The organism is Anoxybacillus sp. MB8 (assembly GCF_011006755.1).
Taxonomy (GTDB): Bacteria; Bacillota; Bacilli; order Bacillales; family Anoxybacillaceae; genus Anoxybacillus; species Anoxybacillus gonensis.
The window spans coordinates 38,686-55,990 of sequence record NZ_RXXX01000015.1; the positions used below are offsets into that span (position 1 = coordinate 38,686).

Annotated in this window: 27 protein-coding genes and 1 rRNA gene; 26 read left to right on the top strand and 2 right to left on the bottom strand. The window is 40.8% G+C overall.

Going from position 1 to position 17,305, the window contains the following annotated elements:
* The first annotated feature begins 12 nt into the window (after nt 1-12).
* The 24 genes from rpsH (at nt 13) to EKC99_RS07455 (ending at nt 14,777) form a co-directional block, all read left to right on the top strand.
* A complete protein-coding gene (gene rpsH / locus EKC99_RS07340; RefSeq protein WP_009361494.1) occupies nt 13-411 on the top strand; it encodes a 30S ribosomal protein S8 in 399 nt (132 codons plus the stop codon).
* A gap of 29 nt (nt 412-440) precedes the next feature.
* Entirely contained in the window at nt 441-980 is a 540-nt protein-coding gene (gene rplF, locus EKC99_RS07345; protein WP_009361495.1) for a 50S ribosomal protein L6, read from the top strand.
* A gap of 32 nt (nt 981-1,012) precedes the next feature.
* Entirely contained in the window at nt 1,013-1,375 is a 363-nt protein-coding gene (gene rplR / locus EKC99_RS07350) for a 50S ribosomal protein L18 (RefSeq protein ID WP_009361496.1), read from the top strand.
* Between the two features lie 19 nt (nt 1,376-1,394).
* Nucleotides 1,395-1,895, top strand: coding sequence for a 30S ribosomal protein S5 (gene rpsE, locus EKC99_RS07355; protein WP_004888691.1), 501 nt, complete (start codon nt 1,395-1,397; stop codon nt 1,893-1,895).
* Between the two features lie 14 nt (nt 1,896-1,909).
* Nucleotides 1,910-2,098, top strand: a complete 189-nt coding sequence (rpmD, locus tag EKC99_RS07360) for a 50S ribosomal protein L30 (RefSeq protein WP_003397685.1) — start codon at nt 1,910-1,912, stop codon at nt 2,096-2,098.
* Between the two features lie 14 nt (nt 2,099-2,112).
* Nucleotides 2,113-2,553 carry a 50S ribosomal protein L15 gene (gene rplO / locus EKC99_RS07365; RefSeq protein ID WP_009361498.1) on the top strand — a complete coding sequence of 147 codons (441 nt, stop codon included), beginning with the start codon at nt 2,113-2,115 and terminating at the stop codon, nt 2,551-2,553.
* The gene (secY, locus tag EKC99_RS07370; RefSeq protein ID WP_009361499.1) at nt 2,553-3,845 is read left to right on the top strand and encodes a preprotein translocase subunit SecY; all 1,293 of its coding nucleotides are present in this window, start codon (nt 2,553-2,555) and stop codon (nt 3,843-3,845) included. Before rplO ends, secY begins: the two co-directional genes overlap by 1 nt.
* 59 nt (nt 3,846-3,904) lie before the next feature.
* The gene (locus EKC99_RS07375; protein WP_009361500.1) at nt 3,905-4,555 is read left to right on the top strand and encodes an adenylate kinase; all 651 of its coding nucleotides are present in this window, start codon (nt 3,905-3,907) and stop codon (nt 4,553-4,555) included.
* The gene (map, locus tag EKC99_RS07380; protein ID WP_163151241.1) at nt 4,555-5,301 is read left to right on the top strand and encodes a type I methionyl aminopeptidase; all 747 of its coding nucleotides are present in this window, start codon (nt 4,555-4,557) and stop codon (nt 5,299-5,301) included. Before EKC99_RS07375 ends, map begins: the two co-directional genes overlap by 1 nt.
* Nucleotides 5,302-5,399: 98 nt before the next feature.
* Nucleotides 5,400-5,618: a translation initiation factor IF-1 gene (gene infA, locus EKC99_RS07385; RefSeq protein WP_003247618.1), complete on the top strand. Its 219-nt coding sequence runs from the start codon at nt 5,400-5,402 to the stop codon at nt 5,616-5,618.
* Between the two features lie 30 nt (nt 5,619-5,648).
* Complete coding sequence (gene rpmJ / locus EKC99_RS07390; RefSeq protein ID WP_000868344.1) at nt 5,649-5,762, top strand: 50S ribosomal protein L36; 114 nt, start codon at nt 5,649-5,651, stop codon at nt 5,760-5,762.
* A gap of 22 nt (nt 5,763-5,784) precedes the next feature.
* Nucleotides 5,785-6,150: a 30S ribosomal protein S13 gene (rpsM, locus tag EKC99_RS07395; protein ID WP_003397691.1), complete on the top strand. Its 366-nt coding sequence runs from the start codon at nt 5,785-5,787 to the stop codon at nt 6,148-6,150.
* 25 nt (nt 6,151-6,175) lie between these two features.
* A complete protein-coding gene (gene rpsK / locus EKC99_RS07400) occupies nt 6,176-6,565 on the top strand; it encodes a 30S ribosomal protein S11 (protein WP_003397692.1) in 390 nt (129 codons plus the stop codon).
* A 168-nt stretch (nt 6,566-6,733) separates the two neighbouring features.
* Nucleotides 6,734-7,678 carry a DNA-directed RNA polymerase subunit alpha gene (locus EKC99_RS07405; RefSeq protein ID WP_004888705.1) on the top strand — a complete coding sequence of 315 codons (945 nt, stop codon included), beginning with the start codon at nt 6,734-6,736 and terminating at the stop codon, nt 7,676-7,678.
* Between the two features lie 60 nt (nt 7,679-7,738).
* Nucleotides 7,739-8,101, top strand: a complete 363-nt coding sequence (rplQ, locus tag EKC99_RS07410) for a 50S ribosomal protein L17 (protein ID WP_003397694.1) — start codon at nt 7,739-7,741, stop codon at nt 8,099-8,101.
* 113 nt (nt 8,102-8,214) lie between these two features.
* Complete coding sequence (locus EKC99_RS07415; RefSeq protein ID WP_009361502.1) at nt 8,215-9,069, top strand: energy-coupling factor ABC transporter ATP-binding protein; 855 nt, start codon at nt 8,215-8,217, stop codon at nt 9,067-9,069.
* A complete protein-coding gene (locus EKC99_RS07420) occupies nt 9,027-9,896 on the top strand; it encodes an energy-coupling factor ABC transporter ATP-binding protein (protein ID WP_163151243.1) in 870 nt (289 codons plus the stop codon). Before EKC99_RS07415 ends, EKC99_RS07420 begins: the two co-directional genes overlap by 43 nt.
* Nucleotides 9,893-10,690 (top strand): energy-coupling factor transporter transmembrane component T family protein, encoded by a 798-nt coding sequence (locus EKC99_RS07425; RefSeq protein ID WP_163151245.1) that lies wholly within the window; start codon nt 9,893-9,895, stop codon nt 10,688-10,690. Before EKC99_RS07420 ends, EKC99_RS07425 begins: the two co-directional genes overlap by 4 nt.
* Before the next feature lie 15 nt (nt 10,691-10,705).
* Nucleotides 10,706-11,446 carry a tRNA pseudouridine(38-40) synthase TruA gene (truA, locus tag EKC99_RS07430; protein WP_163151247.1) on the top strand — a complete coding sequence of 247 codons (741 nt, stop codon included), beginning with the start codon at nt 10,706-10,708 and terminating at the stop codon, nt 11,444-11,446.
* Nucleotides 11,447-11,592: 146 nt separating this feature from the next.
* The gene (rplM, locus tag EKC99_RS07435) at nt 11,593-12,027 is read left to right on the top strand and encodes a 50S ribosomal protein L13 (RefSeq protein WP_009361506.1); all 435 of its coding nucleotides are present in this window, start codon (nt 11,593-11,595) and stop codon (nt 12,025-12,027) included.
* A 22-nt stretch (nt 12,028-12,049) separates the two neighbouring features.
* The gene (gene rpsI / locus EKC99_RS07440; RefSeq protein WP_003397701.1) at nt 12,050-12,442 is read left to right on the top strand and encodes a 30S ribosomal protein S9; all 393 of its coding nucleotides are present in this window, start codon (nt 12,050-12,052) and stop codon (nt 12,440-12,442) included.
* A gap of 89 nt (nt 12,443-12,531) precedes the next feature.
* Entirely contained in the window at nt 12,532-12,936 is a 405-nt protein-coding gene (locus tag EKC99_RS07445) for a DUF2521 family protein (RefSeq protein ID WP_163151249.1), read from the top strand.
* A gap of 55 nt (nt 12,937-12,991) precedes the next feature.
* Nucleotides 12,992-13,690: an N-acetylmuramoyl-L-alanine amidase CwlD gene (cwlD, locus tag EKC99_RS07450; protein WP_009361508.1), complete on the top strand. Its 699-nt coding sequence runs from the start codon at nt 12,992-12,994 to the stop codon at nt 13,688-13,690.
* 79 nt (nt 13,691-13,769) lie between these two features.
* Nucleotides 13,770-14,777 carry an Mrp/NBP35 family ATP-binding protein gene (locus EKC99_RS07455; protein ID WP_163151251.1) on the top strand — a complete coding sequence of 336 codons (1,008 nt, stop codon included), beginning with the start codon at nt 13,770-13,772 and terminating at the stop codon, nt 14,775-14,777.
* 69 nt (nt 14,778-14,846) lie between these two features.
* On the opposite strand, the gene gerD is transcribed toward EKC99_RS07455, so the two are convergent.
* On the bottom strand, nt 14,847-15,446 hold the full coding sequence (gene gerD, locus EKC99_RS07460) for a spore germination lipoprotein GerD (protein WP_009361510.1): 600 nt from the start codon (nt 15,444-15,446) through the stop codon (nt 14,847-14,849).
* Between the two features lie 128 nt (nt 15,447-15,574).
* Here gerD and EKC99_RS07465 point away from each other — a divergent pair, with 128 nt between their 5' ends.
* Complete coding sequence (locus EKC99_RS07465) at nt 15,575-16,171, top strand: KinB-signaling pathway activation protein (protein ID WP_009361511.1); 597 nt, start codon at nt 15,575-15,577, stop codon at nt 16,169-16,171.
* Between the two features lie 16 nt (nt 16,172-16,187).
* Here EKC99_RS07465 and pdaB read toward each other — a convergent pair whose 3' ends face one another.
* Complete coding sequence (pdaB, locus tag EKC99_RS07470) at nt 16,188-16,949, bottom strand: polysaccharide deacetylase family sporulation protein PdaB (protein ID WP_009361512.1); 762 nt, start codon at nt 16,947-16,949, stop codon at nt 16,188-16,190.
* Between the two features lie 282 nt (nt 16,950-17,231).
* Between pdaB and EKC99_RS07475 the strand changes: the two genes are divergently transcribed.
* Nucleotides 17,232-17,305 (top strand): 16S ribosomal RNA (locus tag EKC99_RS07475); the annotation flags it as partial.

Genomic DNA, 17,305 nt, shown 5'->3' on the forward strand with positions numbered 1-17,305 from the left:
AGGTAAAACATAATGGTGATGACAGATCCAATTGCAGATATGCTTACTCGCATTCGTAATGCGAACATGGTGCGTCACGAGAAACTTGAAGTTCCTGCTTCAAAAATTAAAAAAGAAATCGCTGAAATTTTAAAGCGTGAAGGTTTCATTCGTGATGTCGAGTACATTGAAGACAACAAACAAGGTATTCTTCGTATTTTCTTAAAGTACGGTCCGAATAATGAGCGCGTAATTACAGGCCTTAAACGTATTAGCAAACCTGGTTTACGCGTATATGCAAAAGCTGACGAAGTACCACGCGTATTGAACGGTTTAGGAATCGCAATTCTTTCAACATCTCAAGGTATTTTAACTGACAAAGAAGCACGTCAAAAACGTACTGGCGGCGAAGTGTTAGCATACATTTGGTAATTATTTTGCAACGAATGGAGGTGTAGTACATGTCACGTGTTGGTAAAAAACCATTGGAAATTCCAGCTGGTGTTACAGTTACATTAGACGGTAACACAGTTACTGTAAAAGGTCCGAAAGGTGAACTTACTCGTACGTTCCATCCAGATATGGTCATTAAAGTAGAAGGTAATGTTTTAACAGTTGAGCGTCCAAGCGATGAGAAACATCATCGTGCCCTTCACGGAACGACTCGCAGCTTGCTTGCAAACATGGTTGAAGGTGTTTCAAAAGGCTATGAGCGTGCACTTGAGCTTGTCGGTGTCGGTTACCGTGCAACAAAACAAGGCAAAAAGCTTGTATTGAGCGTTGGATACTCTCATCCTGTTGAGATCGAACCTGAAGAAGGACTTGAAATCGAAGTTCCTTCACAAACAAAAATTATCGTTAAAGGTGCGGACAAACAACGTGTTGGTGAATTAGCAGCAAACATTCGTGCCGTTCGTTCACCAGAACCTTACAAAGGAAAAGGTATTCGTTACGAAGGCGAAGTTGTACGTCGTAAAGAAGGTAAAACAGGTAAGAAATAATGCTGCTTAGGTAAATGAAAGGAGTGACACGAATGATCACTAAGCTTGATAAAAATGCAGTTCGCAAAAAAAGACACGCTCGTGTTCGTCGCAAAGTAGTAGGAACTGCGGAACGTCCACGCTTAAATGTGTTCCGTTCAAACAAACACATTTACGCGCAAATTATCGACGATATGAAAGCAGTGACGCTTGTTAGCGCGTCAACTTTAGATAAAGAATTCGACTTAGAATCAACAGGCAATGTCGAAGCAGCTCAAAAAGTGGGCGAATTAATTGCTAAACGTGCACTTGAAAAAGGCATTACATCGGTTGTATTTGACCGTGGCGGATATTTATATCATGGACGTGTTAAAGCACTTGCAGACGCTGCTCGTGAAGCTGGATTACAATTCTAATTAAGAAGGAGGGACAGAGATGCGTCGCATTGATCCAAATAAACTTGAACTAGAAGAACGCGTTGTTGCCGTTAACCGCGTAGCTAAAGTAGTAAAAGGTGGACGTCGTTTCCGTTTCGCTGCGTTAGTCGTTGTTGGTGACAAAAACGGTCATGTCGGATTCGGAACTGGAAAAGCTCAAGAAGTTCCAGATGCAATTCGCAAAGCGATTGAAGATGCGAAGAAAAATTTAATTACTGTACCGATCGTTGGTACAACAATTCCACACGAAGTGATCGGACATTTCGGTGCAGGTGAAATCATCTTAAAACCAGCATCTGAAGGTACAGGAGTTATCGCTGGTGGTCCTGCACGTGCGGTATTAGAGTTAGCAGGTATTAGCGATATTTTATCGAAGTCAATCGGTTCCAACACACCAATTAACATGGTGCGCGCAACAATCGACGGTTTGAAGCAATTGAAACGTGCCGAAGAGGTAGCGAAATTGCGCGGTAAAACAGTTGAGGAACTGTTAGGATAAGGGAGGGAAAAATGATGGCGAAAAAATTAGCAATTACCCTCACTCGCAGCGTAATCGGTCGTCCGCAAGACCAACGCGTGACGGTTAAAACATTAGGTTTACGAAAATTGCATCAAACAGTTGTTCATAACGACAATCCAGCCATTCGTGGAATGATTAATAAAGTTTCTCACCTTGTAACAGTAAAAGAATTAGAAGAATAAGGAGGTGCCTAGGCATGAAGCTACATGAATTACAACCAGCACCGGGTTCCCGTAAAGAACGCAACCGTGTTGGTCGTGGTATCGGCTCTGGTAACGGAAAAACTTCTGGTAGAGGACATAAAGGGCAAAACGCTCGCTCTGGCGGCGGTGTACGCATCGGCTTTGAAGGTGGTCAAACACCTTTATTCCGTCGTTTACCAAAACGCGGCTTTACAAACATTCATCGTAAAGAATATGCGATCGTTAACCTTGAAGTGTTAAATCGCTTTGAAGACGGTACGGAAGTAACACCAGAATTATTGCTTGAAACAGGCGTAGTAAGCAAATTAAAAGCAGGCATCAAAGTTCTTGGTGACGGTGAGCTTACGAAAAAATTAACAGTGAAAGCTCATAAATTCTCTGCTTCTGCAAAAGAAGCGATCGAAGCTGCTGGCGGTACAACTGAGGTGATTTAATGTTTCGAACAATCTCCAATTTTATGCGCGTGGGTGATATAAGAAGAAAAATTATGTTCACCCTTCTTATGCTCATTGTATTTCGCATCGGTACGTTTATTCCCGTGCCGGGCGTAAATGCAGATGTGTTAAAAATGCAAGATCAGTTCAACGCTTTTGGTGTGTTGAACACGTTTGGTGGCGGCGCCTTAAAAAACTTTTCTATTTTTGCGATGGGCGTCATGCCATACATTACGGCATCCATCATCGTACAATTATTGCAGATGGATGTTGTTCCTAAATTTACGGAATGGTCGAAACAAGGAGAAGTGGGCCGCCGTAAACTCGCTCAGTTTACTCGCTACTTTACGGTTGTGCTTGGATTTATCCAGGCGTTCGCTATGTCGTATGGTTTCCATAATATGTCTGGTGGCGTACTTATTAAAAATCCAGGCATTCCGACATATTTGCTTATTGCGCTCGTTTTAACAGCAGGGACATCTTTTTTAATGTGGCTCGGTGAGCAAATTACAGCTAAAGGTGTTGGGAACGGTATTTCTGTATTGATTTTCGCAGGAATTGTATCAGGCATCCCGACAACGCTCAATCAAATTTACGTCCAACAGTTTGAAAATGCTGGCGATCAGCTGTTTTTACGCATCGTTACAGTATTGTTAGTCGCTTTAGCTGTTGTTGCGGTGATTGTTGGCGTTATTTATATGCAACAAGCGTTTCGAAAAATCCCGATTCAGTATGCAAAGCGATTAGAAGGACGTAGTCCAGTAGGTGGTCATTCGACACACATTCCGTTAAAAGTGAATCCGGCAGGTGTCATTCCGGTTATTTTTGCGGTGTCGTTTATTATTACTCCACCGACGATTGCATCGTTTTTCGGCTCGAATGATGTAACATTGTGGATTAAGAAAGTTTTTGACTACACGCAACCAGTTGGTATGATCATATACGTCGCTTTAATTGTTGCCTTTACGTATTTTTATGCGTTTGTTCAAGTCAATCCAGAACAAATGGCGGACAATTTGAAAAAGCAAGGTGGTTACATTCCAGGCATTCGTCCAGGAAAGAACACGCAAGAATTCATTACACGCGTTTTATATCGATTAACTTTCGTCGGAGCTCTATTTTTAGCAGCAATCGCTGTTCTTCCTGTCTTCTTTATCGAGTTCGCTAAACTACCGCCTTCTGCTCAAATTGGAGGAACGAGCTTGCTGATCGTCGTCGGTGTTGCGCTAGAGACGATGAAGCAGCTAGAAAGCCAATTAGTGAAGCGCCATTATAAAGGCTTTATTAAATAAAAAGAGGTGTTGGGAATTTTATTCCCTCTACCTCATATAGAGCTGAGGGGGAGAAATTGATGAATTTAGTATTAATGGGACTGCCGGGCGCTGGAAAAGGGACGCAGGCAGAGAAAATTGTTGAGAAATACAAAATTCCTCATATTTCTACTGGGGATATGTTTCGAGCAGCGATGAAAGAAGGAACAGAGCTCGGTTTACAGGCGAAATCATATATGGATCGCGGCGATCTTGTTCCAGATGAAGTGACAATCGGCATTGTTCGTGAAAGATTAAGCAAAGACGATTGCCAAAACGGATTTTTGCTTGATGGATTTCCGCGAACAGTCGCTCAAGCTGAAGCGTTGGAGACGCTTCTTCAACAATTAAACCGTTCCATTGATTATGTCATTAACATTGAAGTAGATAAAAACATTTTAATGGAACGTTTAACAGGTAGACGCATTTGTAAAGAATGTGGCGCAACGTATCATCTCGTGTTCAATCCACCAGCAAAAGCAGGCGTTTGCGACAAATGCGGTGGCGAGTTGTATCAACGTGCAGATGATAACGAAGCGACAGTAGCAAATCGCCTTGAAGTCAATATGAAGCAAGCGCAACCGTTGCTTGATTTTTATGCAGCGAAAGGGTATTTGCGCAATATTAATGGACAACAACATATTGATCAAGTGTTTGCTGACATTTGTGAATTACTTGGGGGCTTACAATAATGATCATTTGCAAAACCCCACGCGAAATTGAAATTATGCGTGAAGCTGGCCGAATTGTTGCCTTAACTCATCAAGAACTACAAAAATATATCGAGCCAGGCATAACAACAAGAGAGCTCGATCATATTGCGGAAACGTTCATTCGTAAACATGATGCAATTCCTTCGTTTAAAGGATATAATGGATTCCGTGGGAGCATTTGCACATCAGTAAACGAAGAGCTCGTTCACGGCATTCCGGGAGACCGTGTGCTTCGCGAAGGAGATATTATTAGCATCGATATTGGCGCAAAATATAACGGATATCATGGCGACTCGGCTTGGACATATCCAGTCGGAGCCATTTCCGAAGAGGCGAAAAAGCTGTTAGAAGTGACAGAACAGTCATTGTATCGCGGATTGGAAGAAGCCAAACCTGGCGCACGGTTAACGAACATTTCTCATGGGATTCAAACGTACGTTGAGGCGCATAACTTTTCCGTTGTGCGTGAGTATGTTGGGCATGGAATTGGTCAAGACTTACATGAAGATCCGCAAATCCCACATTACGGTCCGCCAAATAAAGGGCCGCGGTTAAAGCCAGGCATGGTTCTATGCATTGAACCGATGGTGAATGCAGGAACCCGTTATGTTCGCACGTTAGAAGATAATTGGACGGTCGTCACAGTAGATGGCAAACTATGTGCTCATTTTGAGCATACGATCGCTATTACTGAGACGGGATATGAAATTTTAACAACACTTTGAACGCTTTAACCTTCTTTGCGGATGCGCATCGTAAGCTTTAAACTGGTCGTGTTAGTTGAACATGTTACTCATTTCAAAAAAGAAGGGAGAGCCGTTCAATGGCGAAAGACGATGTAATTGAAGTGGAAGGTACAGTCGTTGAAACGTTGCCAAATGCGATGTTCCGAGTGGAACTTGAAAACGGTCATACCGTTTTAGCTCACGTTTCAGGTAAAATTCGCATGCATTTTATTCGCATTTTACCAGGTGATAAAGTGACAGTTGAATTGTCACCTTACGATTTAACACGTGGAAGAATTACGTATCGATATAAATAACACTCCGCACGAACAAGGAGGTAAGTTCACATGAAGGTTAGACCATCTGTAAAACCGATTTGCGAAAAATGCAAAGTCATTCGCAGACGCGGAAAAGTTATGGTTATTTGTGAAAATCCAAAGCATAAGCAAAAACAAGGATAAAACTTGAGGAGGTGTACAAATTATGGCACGTATTGCAGGTGTAGATATTCCTCGTGACAAACGTGTAGTCATTTCATTAACATACATTTACGGAATCGGTAAAGCAACTGCACAAAAAATCTTAGCAGAAGCTGGCGTATCTGAAGACACTCGCGTTCGCGACTTAACAGAAGAAGAATTAGGTAAAATTCGTGAAATCGTAGATCGCTTAAAAGTAGAAGGAGATCTTCGTCGTGAAGTATCTTTAAATATTAAACGTTTAATGGAGATCGGTTGCTACCGTGGTCTTCGTCATCGTCGCGGATTGCCAGTTCGTGGCCAAAATACGAAAAACAATGCTCGTACACGTAAAGGTCCACGTCGTACAGTAGCGAATAAGAAAAAATAATTAAGTAAAGGAGGTTCATGAACGAATGGCACGTAAAACGAATACGCGTAAACGTCGTGTAAAAAAGAATATTGAATCTGGTATCGCTCATATCCGTTCGACATTTAACAACACAATCGTCACAATTACAGACGTTCATGGAAATGCAATTTCTTGGTCAAGTGCAGGTGCGTTAGGTTTCAAAGGTTCTCGTAAATCTACTCCGTTTGCTGCACAAATGGCTGCAGAAGCTGCCGCAAAAGCATCAATGGAGCATGGCATGAAAACTGTTGAAGTAAACGTAAAAGGTCCGGGTGCTGGTCGTGAAGCAGCAATTCGTGCACTTCAAGCGGCTGGATTAGAAATTACAGCAATTAAAGATGTTACACCGGTTCCACATAACGGATGCCGTCCGCCAAAACGTCGTCGTGTTTAATTTCTCTGTATAGAATTTGCGTATGTGTCAATAATGGGATATAGTCATTCTTACAGGGAAATGAAAAACAGTTGTTGTGCACATTCGGGAACTTATTCATGGGGGAATTTCGATTGAGCTGTCATCGGTTTAATCGGGGTTTCGACGTTTTGAAGGAGGGTTAAAGGAATGCTGGAAATCGAAAAGCCGAAAATCGAAACGGTTGAAATCAGCGAGGATGCCAAATATGGCAAATTCGTCGTTGAACCACTTGAGCGTGGATATGGTACAACTTTGGGTAACTCCTTACGTCGTATCCTGTTATCCTCACTCCCTGGTGCCGCTGTAACATCTGTTCAAATAGATGGTGTATTGCACGAGTTTTCAACAATTGATGGCGTCGTGGAAGATGTAACAACGATCATTTTAAACATTAAAAAGCTAGCGCTAAAAATTTATTCGGACGAAGAAAAGACGCTTGAGATTGATGTACAGGGTGAAGGAGTCGTTACAGCTGCTGATATTACTCACGATAGCGATGTAGAAATTCTCAACCCGGACCTTCATATTGCGACATTAGCAAAAGACGGTCGTTTACGGATGAGAATGACAGCAAAACGCGGACGTGGGTATACGCCAGCTGATGCTAATAAGCGCGAGGATCAACCGATAGGTGTTATCCCGATCGATTCCATTTATACGCCGGTATCGCGCGTATCATACCAAGTCGAAAATACGCGCGTCGGTCAAATGACAAACTACGACAAATTAACGATCGACGTGTGGACAGATGGTAGCATCGGCCCGAAAGAAGCAATCTCACTAGGGGCAAAAATTTTAACAGAGCACTTAAACATTTTTGTGAATTTAACAGATGAGGCGCAACACGCTGAAATCATGATCGAAAAAGAAGAAGATCAAAAAGAAAAAGTGCTCGAGATGACAATTGAAGAGCTTGATCTTTCTGTTCGTTCGTACAACTGCTTAAAGCGTGCTGGCATTAATACAGTGCAAGAACTTGCGCAAAAAACGGAAGAAGATATGATGAAAGTGCGCAACTTAGGCCGCAAGTCGCTTGAAGAAGTAAAAGCGAAGTTAGAAGAGCTAGGATTAAGCTTACGTAAAGATGACTAGTTAAGCGTTCGGTTAACTAGGCATTTTCATGTTAAAAGTGAAATAAAGGAGGGACATCACATGTCTTACAGAAAATTAGGACGCACAAGCTCTCAACGTAAGGCGTTGCTTCGTGATTTAGTGACAGACTTAATCATTAATGAGCGAATTGAAACAACAGAAGCTCGTGCAAAAGAATTGCGTTCTGTTGTAGAAAAAATGATTACATTAGGAAAACGTGGCGATTTGCATGCACGTCGTCAAGCTGCGGCATTCGTTCGTAAAGAAGTAGCAAACACAGAAACAGGTCAAGATGCGATTCAAAAATTGTTTAGCGACATCGCACCTCGTTACCAAGACCGTCAAGGTGGCTACACACGCATTATGAAACTTGGACCACGCCGCGGTGACGGTGCGCCAATGGTAATTATTGAACTAGTTTAATACGTTTTTATAAGGGCGAGACAGTTTTTGAACTGGATCTATGCCCTTTTTTTGTTTTCTTTTTTGTAGTAGAGTAGAGAGTAAGAACATTCAGAAGAGATGAGGAGAGAAACGTGGAAGTTTCAGTACGTGTGGAAGATGTAAGTTTTCAATACGCAAATGAACAAACGTATGCTTTACAAAACGTATCCTTTCAAGTGTATAAAGGTGAATGGGTAACAATTGTCGGACATAATGGGTCAGGCAAATCAACATTAGCGAAGTTGTTAATTGGTTTATTGCCACCGACAAGCGGAACGATTCATGTATGTGGAATCCCATTGAATGAAGAAACAGTATGGGACGTACGTGAGCGATTAGGTATTGTATTTCAAAATCCAGACAACCAGTTTGTTGGAACAACTGTTCAAGATGACGTCGCTTTCGGTCTTGAAAATAGAGGGATACAAAAAGAGGAAATGAAAAAACGCATAAACGAAGCGTTAAAAAAAGTAAAAATGGAAGATTTCATTCATCACGAGCCGCATCGTTTGTCAGGTGGACAAAAACAACGTGTCGCTATTGCAAGTGCCATTGCTCTTCAGCCGAATATCATTATTTTAGATGAAGCGACATCTATGCTTGACCCGAGCGGGAAAAAAGAAGTTCTTCATGTGATGCAGTCGCTCCGTCGTGAACACGATATGACGGTTATTTCGATTACTCATGATTTAAATGAAGTCGCAAAAGCAGATCGGGTTATTGTGATGAATAAAGGAAAAATTGTGCTTGAAGGAACGCCTGCACATATTTTTGCATACGGGGCGAAATTAGAGGAGATGGGGTTAGACTTACCATTCTCGCTACAACTAAGTCAACGATTGAAGAACAATGGTATTCCAATGACGGCTGATCATTTAACAATGGAGGGGTTGGTGAGTGAATTATGGACATTGTATTCCGCGATGTCGAACATCGTTACCAAATAAATACCCCTTTCGAGAGGCGAGCGTTGTATGATATTCATGTTGATATTCGCAGCGGCTCATATGTAGCGGTAATCGGTCATACAGGTTCGGGCAAGTCTACCCTTTTACAGCATTTCAACGGTTTACTCCAACCGACAAAAGGGACGGTCCATATTGGCGATTATACAATGATAGCAGGAAAAAAAGAAAAACATTTAAAGCCTTTACGGAAAAAAGTAGGGATCGTTTTTCAATTCCCTGAACATCAGTTGTTTGAAGAAACAGTAGAAAAAGATATTTGCTTTGGACCGATGAATTTCGGCATGTCAGAACAAGAAGCAAAAGCCCGTGTTGGCGAGTGGTTAGCGCTTGTTGGATTGCCGGAAGAAGTGCGACATAAATCTCCGTTTGCTTTAAGCGGTGGACAAATGCGCCGTGTAGCGATCGCAGGTGTGTTAGCTATGGAGCCAGAAGTGCTCGTGTTAGATGAGCCTACGGCGGGATTAGACCCTCGTGGACGAAAAGAAATGATGGACATGTTTGCAAAGCTTCATCGGCAAAAAAAGATGACAATTGTACTCGTGACACACAGCATGGAAGAGGCAGCACGTTACGCGGATGATATTATTATTATGCATCAAGGAACGATCGTTCGAAGAGGGACACCAGAACAAATTTTCCGTAACGTTGATGATTTAATACATCTTGGGTTAGATGTCCCTGAACCCGTTTTGTTTCAGCGGGCCATCGAGCAAAAATTCGGGATACAATTTCCAAAACCTTGTTTGACGATGGAAGACGTCGTCCGATCTTTACAAACGTTATTTACTAAGGTGAAGCGTATATGATGAACGGTATGATTATCGGAAAATATGTTCCTGGACACTCTTTTATTCATCGGCTCGATCCACGTACAAAACTGCTGCTTATGTTTATTTACGTGTTCATCGTATTTCTTGCGAACAACGGATGGACGTATGGAATATTGACTTTGTTTACATGCCTTTTGTTGTTTTTATCACGCATTCCTTTTTCTTTTATGATTAGAGGGTTAAAACCTGTTTTGTGGGTCATTGTATTTACTTTTTTTCTCCATGTGCTATTAACAAAAGAAGGAGATATCGTTTTTCAATGGCTTGGTATGGAAGTGTACGATAAAGCGATTCAACAAGGGGTGTTTATTTCTTTACGCTTTTTGCTCCTTATTGTCGTCACAACGCTATTAACGTTAACAACAACGCCGATTGAAGTGACAGATGGTATGGAATCGTTACTTGCGCCGTTAAAAAAATGGAATGTACCTGTTCATGAACTAGCGCTCATGATGTCGATTTCTCTTCGTTTTATTCCAACGTTAATGGAAGAAACTGAAAAAATTATGAAAGCTCAGACGGCTCGTGGTGTCGATTTTTCAAGCGGTCCATTACAAGAGAGAATGAAAGCGATGACGGCGTTGCTCGTTCCGCTATTTATTAGCGCATTTAAAAGAGCAGAAGAGCTAGCTGTCGCGATGGAAGTACGCGGATATCGTGGTGGTCAAAATCGAACAAAATGGCGCGAGTTGACATGGGGACGAATAGATACGGCTTTTATGATTTTCATCGGCTTATTGGCTATTGTGTTATGGTTACTTCGTTCATGAGAAGGAGCGAAAATCATGAGAAGAATAAAATGTACCATTGCATATGATGGTACGCATTTTGCAGGGTATCAAATTCAACAACAAAAACGAACAGTGCAGGGAGAACTAGAGCGTGCACTTTCAATCATTCATAAAGGGCAATTTGTTCGCGTATATGCGTCAGGACGAACGGATGCCACAGTTCATGCATATGGACAAGTGATTCACTTTGATACGCCGCTTGCGATTCCAGATGAAAGATGGCCAAAGGCGTTAAATGCTCTTCTCCCGGATGATGTCATTGTCAAAGAAGCAAGTGAAGTATCTTCTTCTTTTCATGCCCGATTTAGCGTAAAAAAGAAAGAATATCGCTACCGCGTCTGGATGGGAGAGAAAAACGTATTTTTACGCCATTATGTATATCACTACCCGTATAAACTTCATGTCACGGCGATGAACGAAGCGCTCCGTTATGTGATCGGGACGCATGATTTCACAAGTTTTTGTTCGGCAAAAACGGAAATTGACGATAAAGTTCGTACCATTTATGAAGCGGAAGTGATTCAAGAAGGGGAAGAGCTAATCTTCCGTCTTGTCGGCAACGGTTTTTTGTACAATATGGTTCGCATTATCGTTGGAACAGTGCTAGAAGTTGGACGCGGGGAACGACGTGCTGAAGAGATGAAAACGATTTTGCAACAAAAAAATCGAAGCGCTGCGGGGAAGACAGCCCCAGGACACGGTCTATATTTATGGCACGTTTCTTATGACAACTAATCCAGGTGTAACATTTTCTTGACATTAGGTAATGAAAGAGATATTATATCATATGGTATGTATTTTAAACCCACGATTAGCCCCGGAAATTAATCGTGTTGAAATAAATATCGCTTGTTTATTTTTTATTTTAGGAGGGAAAACAAATGCGTACGTATATGGCGAAGCCAAATGAAGTAGAACGTAAATGGTACGTTGTTGATGCAGAAGGCAAAACGTTAGGACGTCTTGCTAGCGAAGTTGCTGCAATTTTGCGCGGTAAACATAAACCAACTTACACACCGCATGTTGATACAGGTGATCATGTGATCATTATCAACGCAGAGAAAATTGAATTAACAGGTAAAAAATTAACAAACAAATTATACTATCGTCATAGCTTACATCCAGGTGGATTAAAAGTAAGAACAGCTCTTGAAATGCGCACAAATTACCCAGAGCAAATGCTTGAAAGAGCAATTCGCGGCATGCTTCCAAAAGGTAGCCTTGGTCGTCAAATGTTCAAAAAATTACATGTCTATCGTGGAAGTGAACATCCACATCAAGCACAAAAACCAGAAGTTTATGAACTTCGCGGATAATTGATTAAAGGAGGGCATTATTTTGGCACAGGTACAATACTACGGCACAGGCCGTCGCAAAAGTTCAGTTGCGCGCGTGCGTCTCGTTCCAGGTGAAGGACGCATTATCGTAAATGGTCGTGACATTCGTGACTACGTTCCATATGAATCGTTAGTGGAAGTTGTAAAACAGCCACTTGTTTTAACAGAAACGTTCGGTAGCTACGATGTATTAGTAAACGTAAGCGGTGGTGGATTTACAGGTCAAGCAGGTGCGATCCGTCACGGTATCGCTCGTGCATTGTTACAAGTTGACCCTGAATACCGTCAAACATTAAAACGTGCAGGCTTATTAACGCGCGATTCTCGTGTGAAAGAGCGTAAGAAATACGGTCTTAAAGGCGCTCGTCGTGCACCGCAATTCTCAAAACGTTAATGTCAACAAATCTCGGCAATTATTTGCCGAGATTTTTTTGTATGTCTCCCTTTTTCATGCGAACAATATGTATGAGGAGGGATAAAAAATTGGGAATACTTACATCGTTTACGGCAAAAAAGTTAGAAAAGCAGCTAACTGATGAACGAAATGCATTACGTGATCTTTCTTATCGTGAACTATGGCAACGTATGCGCACGTATTGGCAACGATACATCATTGTTTCTGAATGTATCGAAACGATATGCATCGGTGTAGCGATTGAAGCATATTTGATCGGAGCGCATTATAGCCGCTTTATACATTATGGTGAGTCAATGGAAACAGTGAGAAGACGTTGTATCGATGAATATATGCAACTCATTTATGAATTGTATGAGCATATGAAAGAATACGGAGAGGACATGTACGATGCATGCGCTCGTTACATCGATGGATGGTGGAAAGAAGGAATCGAAAAAGGGCTGCGTCGTCTCCGTCTTCGTTTGAAGTAACCGTTCTAAATTCTCCTCTTGTCCCATATAACATAAATAGTGGGGAGGAGAAGGGATGAAAATACGTATTATTATTTTTTTCATTGTTTTTGTCCTTTTTTTACAGTTTTATGTCCTTCATGATCGCTCTTGGAAAGCATGGAGCTTACCGTTATCAGGAAAAATTATTGTTCTTGATCCGGGGCATGGAGGACCTGATGGGGGAGCGGTCGGAGGAGATGTTTTGGAGAAGGAAGTCGCGCTAGATGTGGCGTTAAAATTACGCGATTATTTACAACAACAAGGTGCACTCGTTCAAATGACGAGAGAAGGAGACCATGATTTAGCAAGCGAACAAACAAGGGGATATAGCCGAAGAAAAATAGAGGATTTACAACGTCGAGTCCAGTTTGTGAATGAGTCAGAGGCAGATTTTTTTATTAGCATTCATTTAAATGCCATCCCTTCGCCGAAATGGAGAGGCGCACAAGTTTTTTACTATCCTTCATTAGAGGAAAATGCAAGGTTAGCGAAGTTTATTCAACAAGAGCTACGCGTCAATTTGGAAAATACACATCGATTGGCGAAGCCCATTCAAACGGTATATTTATTAAAAATGGCTAAAAAACCAGGAGCTTTAGTTGAAATCGGCTTTTTGTCAAATGAAGAAGAGCGAAAATTACTAGCATCCTCAACGTATCAGGAACAGCTTGCCGCTTCGATTTACAAAGGCATTTTACGTTACGTATCAAACGAACGTGATCCTTCTGAGTGAGAAGGATTCATTTTTTTATGCAGAAAATTATGTTATATTGAAAGTGTGAAACCGAATACATAAGGATTGGTGAGGCGCGATGTTGACAGAAAAACAAGTTGTGGAGCTGCTTGAAACGATTTACGACCCTTTTTTGAAAAAAACGTTTAAAGAAACAGGAGCGATTCAAGAAGTCAAAATAAATGAAGAAAAAGGGCTAGTAAGCGTAAAAATTGCTTTAGCTAAAACAGGGACGGCGGAACAACTTCAAGTGCAACAGACGGTTGTACAACGTTTAAAAGATGCAGGAGCATCATCTGTTGGACTTCGTTTTGCTCAATTGCCGTTAGAAGAGGAAAGATTAACGAATGAACCGATTTATTTAGCGATTGCAAGCGGGAAAGGTGGAGTAGGGAAATCGACCGTATCCGTTAATTTAGCTGTTTCGCTTGCACGTCTTGGGAAAAAAGTTGGATTAATCGATGCGGATATTTACGGATTTAGTGTGCCGGATATGATGGGGATTACAGAACGACCAATCGTCTGTGGAGAAAAAATTATTCCGGTTGAGCGGTTTGGTGTGAAAGTAATTTCTATGGGGTTTTTTGTAGAAGATAATTCACCAGTGATTTGGCGCGGACCGATGCTCGGCAAAATGTTAAAAAACTTTTTTGATGAAGTGGAATGGGGAGAATTGGATTATTTACTATTAGATTTACCCCCAGGCACAGGGGATGTAGCGTTAGATGTGCATACGATGCTTCCGACATCGAAAGAAATTATTGTGACGACGCCTCATCCAACGGCTGCTTTTGTTGCCGCAAGAGCGGGGGCGATGGCTGTTCGGACGAATCATGAAGTTGTCGGTGTTATTGAAAATATGTCATATTTTGAAAGCAAAACAACAGGTGAAAGAGAATATATTTTTGGAAAAGGCGGTGGTCAAAAATTAGCTGAAGAATTACAGACGGACTTACTTGGTCAGTTACCGCTCGGACAACCTGACTGGAACGACGATGATTTTGCCCCTTCTGTATATGGTGAAGATCATCCAATAGGAAAAGTGTATATGGATATTGCTAAAAAAATTATTGCAAAGTTACGATGACGTTACATTTTTCTTTGATGAGGATTGATATATATTTACAAAGGGTGTCCCGAGAATGTAAGGACACCCTTATGCTGTTTGATCCTCGCTTGATCCCTCTTGATCGGATTTTTTCTTACCGCCTTGCATTTCTTCTGCTGCTTTGATGAGAATATCTTCAATTTTTGCTTTAAATAGCGGGCTGCTAAATGTCTCTGTAATGACTTTTTGCAAATGGGCGCGGAAATCTTTATTTTTCATCTCTGTTTGTATTAATTTTTTCATTTCTGGGTTTTGCATAATGTCTACAATCATTGCTTGATATTCAGGGTCTTTCATTAGCGCTTTCAATAATTTTTCATGTTCTTCTTTCATGCTTTTCGCAAAATTTTGAGCGAACTTTGGGTCTTCAAACGCTTTTTTCCAAAACGCTTTTCCTTTGTCTGAAGTTAACGTTTCCTCAATCGTTTTTTTTACAACTTCTTGATCCATGACGAGCTGCTGTTTTACTTTTTCATCGCTCATCACTTCTTGAATCGCTTTTTTCCCTTCATCCGTTTTTAAAATATCAACGACCATTTTTTTCGTTTGATCGTAATCAGGTTGTGCAGGAGTTTTTTCTTGTTGAGCGCACCCTGCTAGCGCTAATACACAACTAAATGCGAGGAGCAAAAATGTTCGATTCATCATTAAGGGCCCCTTTCAACAAGTTTCCTTACTGTTAATATTCAATATTCTTTGCAAAAATATTCGCTAGCATTTTTCTTATTTCGTTGATAGAATTTTGAAAGGGATATTGAGAAGTGGAGGGTACATCAGTGAACAGTCGAAAGTGGGTTCAATTGTTTTTTTCAACATTGTTTGTCGGTGGAATAAGTACAGGGATTGTTGGATTTGCTGTAAAGTGGAATGAATACGCACATCTTTTTACATCGTTTGAGATAAAAGAAATTTTATCTGTTCTCGTTTGGCTGATTGGAGTGGGCTTCATTTTTAGCGTCATTAGTCAAATGGGTTTTTTTGCGTATTTAACGATTCATCGTTTTGGTCTCGGAGTTTTTCGTTCCGTCAGTTTATGGAATGCAGTACAAATCGTTCTCATTGCTTTTGTGTTATTTGATCTCGTTTATTTTCGTTATCAGCTGTTTGCCAAAGAAGGAGAATCCATCGTTAGTTACGTGCTTGTTGCTTTATTTATTTTTCTGTTTGGACTTATTGTTGCATACGTAAAAATGCGTGAAACAAACAAAGAGGCGTTTATTCCTGCCCTGTTTTTTATGGTTGTTGTGACGGTAATCGAATGGTTTCCGGTATTGAGAATTAACGAAGAAAATTGGTTATATTTAATGTTGTTCCCGTTACTAATTTGCAACGCGTACCAATTGCTTATGTTGCATAGACTGTTACGGAAATAAAATGAGGCTTGCCGCCTCATTTTATTTCTTTACTTTTCATATGAGCATTGTTGACAAGATCGGATATTGGTACGCTCTTATATCCTTCTTTTTTCATCCATATGATAATTTGTTCTAATGCTGAGGCGGTTTGTTTCGCTGAATCTGATGCATGAAGTAATATAATATCGCCGCTTCTAGCGTTTTTCGTGACGTTTTCAACAATGGCATGTACCCCAGGATTAAGCCAATCTTTCGAATCAACGCTCCAATGGACGACCGTATGACCAAAGGAATGAACAACTTTCAAAACGTTTTTATTAAAATTTCCTGTCGGCACACGAAGGAAAGGAGTATGTTTAATGCCTAACGTATCAAACACTTTTTTAGCTTGTGCTAAGTCACGAATAATTTTTCCGCGCTCAAGTTCAGTATAATTTTTGTACTCATAACCCATACTGCCAATTTCATGACCATCTTCGATCATTCTTTTTACGATGCGAGGGTGGCGTTCAGCCCAAGAAGCAGATAAGAAAAATGTAGCTTTTACCCCGTGTTTTTTTAATACGTTTAAAACAGTTAAAGCATTTGTTTCCCCCCAACTAATATCAAATGTCAAAGCAAACTCGTTTTTCTTATTTTCGACTTTGTAAATGGCTTTTGGTCCGGGATCGGTAGAAAATACAGATTCGCTTGCAAGTTGTTGAATATAAAAAATAGAGGCTGTGACAAAGGCGATTGATATAATAAGAAGCCATTTTTTAAGCTTTTTTCCGTCGAGTATATAAAAAAACTTCAATATTTGTCCCCCCTTGTCCTTTTTATGACCATCTTATGCAAGAAATAACATGATATGATCAATGAATAAACGAGAACATTTTTTTTAAAAATACTGTTGACAACAAAATAAAACGTATGTTAAATTAGTAAACGTCGTCAGCGACAGAAAAACGACTGACGATAGTAAAAAAAGATTGACAACAACAAAGAGAAATGTTAAAATGACAAAGCCGTCGTTTGACGGAGATGTTCCTTGAAAACTGAACGAAGCGAAAAGCGTACAGAAGCTAAGGATAACTTTTCTATGGAGAGTTTGATCCTGGCTCAGGACGAACGCTGGCGGCGTGCCTAATACATGCAAGTCGAGCGGACGAT

Coding starts and splice junctions, on each gene's coding strand:
- rpsH (WP_009361494.1), top strand. CDS start 13: ATGGTGATGACAGATCCAATTGCAGATATGCTTACTCGCATTCGTAAT.
- rplF (WP_009361495.1), top strand. CDS start 441: ATGTCACGTGTTGGTAAAAAACCATTGGAAATTCCAGCTGGTGTTACA.
- rplR (WP_009361496.1), top strand. CDS start 1,013: ATGATCACTAAGCTTGATAAAAATGCAGTTCGCAAAAAAAGACACGCT.
- rpsE (WP_004888691.1), top strand. CDS start 1,395: ATGCGTCGCATTGATCCAAATAAACTTGAACTAGAAGAACGCGTTGTT.
- rpmD (WP_003397685.1), top strand. CDS start 1,910: ATGGCGAAAAAATTAGCAATTACCCTCACTCGCAGCGTAATCGGTCGT.
- rplO (WP_009361498.1), top strand. CDS start 2,113: ATGAAGCTACATGAATTACAACCAGCACCGGGTTCCCGTAAAGAACGC.
- secY (WP_009361499.1), top strand. CDS start 2,553: ATGTTTCGAACAATCTCCAATTTTATGCGCGTGGGTGATATAAGAAGA.
- EKC99_RS07375 (WP_009361500.1), top strand. CDS start 3,905: ATGAATTTAGTATTAATGGGACTGCCGGGCGCTGGAAAAGGGACGCAG.
- map (WP_163151241.1), top strand. CDS start 4,555: ATGATCATTTGCAAAACCCCACGCGAAATTGAAATTATGCGTGAAGCT.
- infA (WP_003247618.1), top strand. CDS start 5,400: ATGGCGAAAGACGATGTAATTGAAGTGGAAGGTACAGTCGTTGAAACG.
- rpmJ (WP_000868344.1), top strand. CDS start 5,649: ATGAAGGTTAGACCATCTGTAAAACCGATTTGCGAAAAATGCAAAGTC.
- rpsM (WP_003397691.1), top strand. CDS start 5,785: ATGGCACGTATTGCAGGTGTAGATATTCCTCGTGACAAACGTGTAGTC.
- rpsK (WP_003397692.1), top strand. CDS start 6,176: ATGGCACGTAAAACGAATACGCGTAAACGTCGTGTAAAAAAGAATATT.
- EKC99_RS07405 (WP_004888705.1), top strand. CDS start 6,734: ATGCTGGAAATCGAAAAGCCGAAAATCGAAACGGTTGAAATCAGCGAG.
- rplQ (WP_003397694.1), top strand. CDS start 7,739: ATGTCTTACAGAAAATTAGGACGCACAAGCTCTCAACGTAAGGCGTTG.
- EKC99_RS07420 (WP_163151243.1), top strand. CDS start 9,027: ATGGACATTGTATTCCGCGATGTCGAACATCGTTACCAAATAAATACC.
- EKC99_RS07425 (WP_163151245.1), top strand. CDS start 9,893: ATGATGAACGGTATGATTATCGGAAAATATGTTCCTGGACACTCTTTT.
- truA (WP_163151247.1), top strand. CDS start 10,706: ATGAGAAGAATAAAATGTACCATTGCATATGATGGTACGCATTTTGCA.
- rplM (WP_009361506.1), top strand. CDS start 11,593: ATGCGTACGTATATGGCGAAGCCAAATGAAGTAGAACGTAAATGGTAC.
- cwlD (WP_009361508.1), top strand. CDS start 12,992: ATGAAAATACGTATTATTATTTTTTTCATTGTTTTTGTCCTTTTTTTA.
- EKC99_RS07455 (WP_163151251.1), top strand. CDS start 13,770: ATGTTGACAGAAAAACAAGTTGTGGAGCTGCTTGAAACGATTTACGAC.
- gerD (WP_009361510.1), bottom strand. CDS start 15,446: ATGATGAATCGAACATTTTTGCTCCTCGCATTTAGTTGTGTATTAGCG.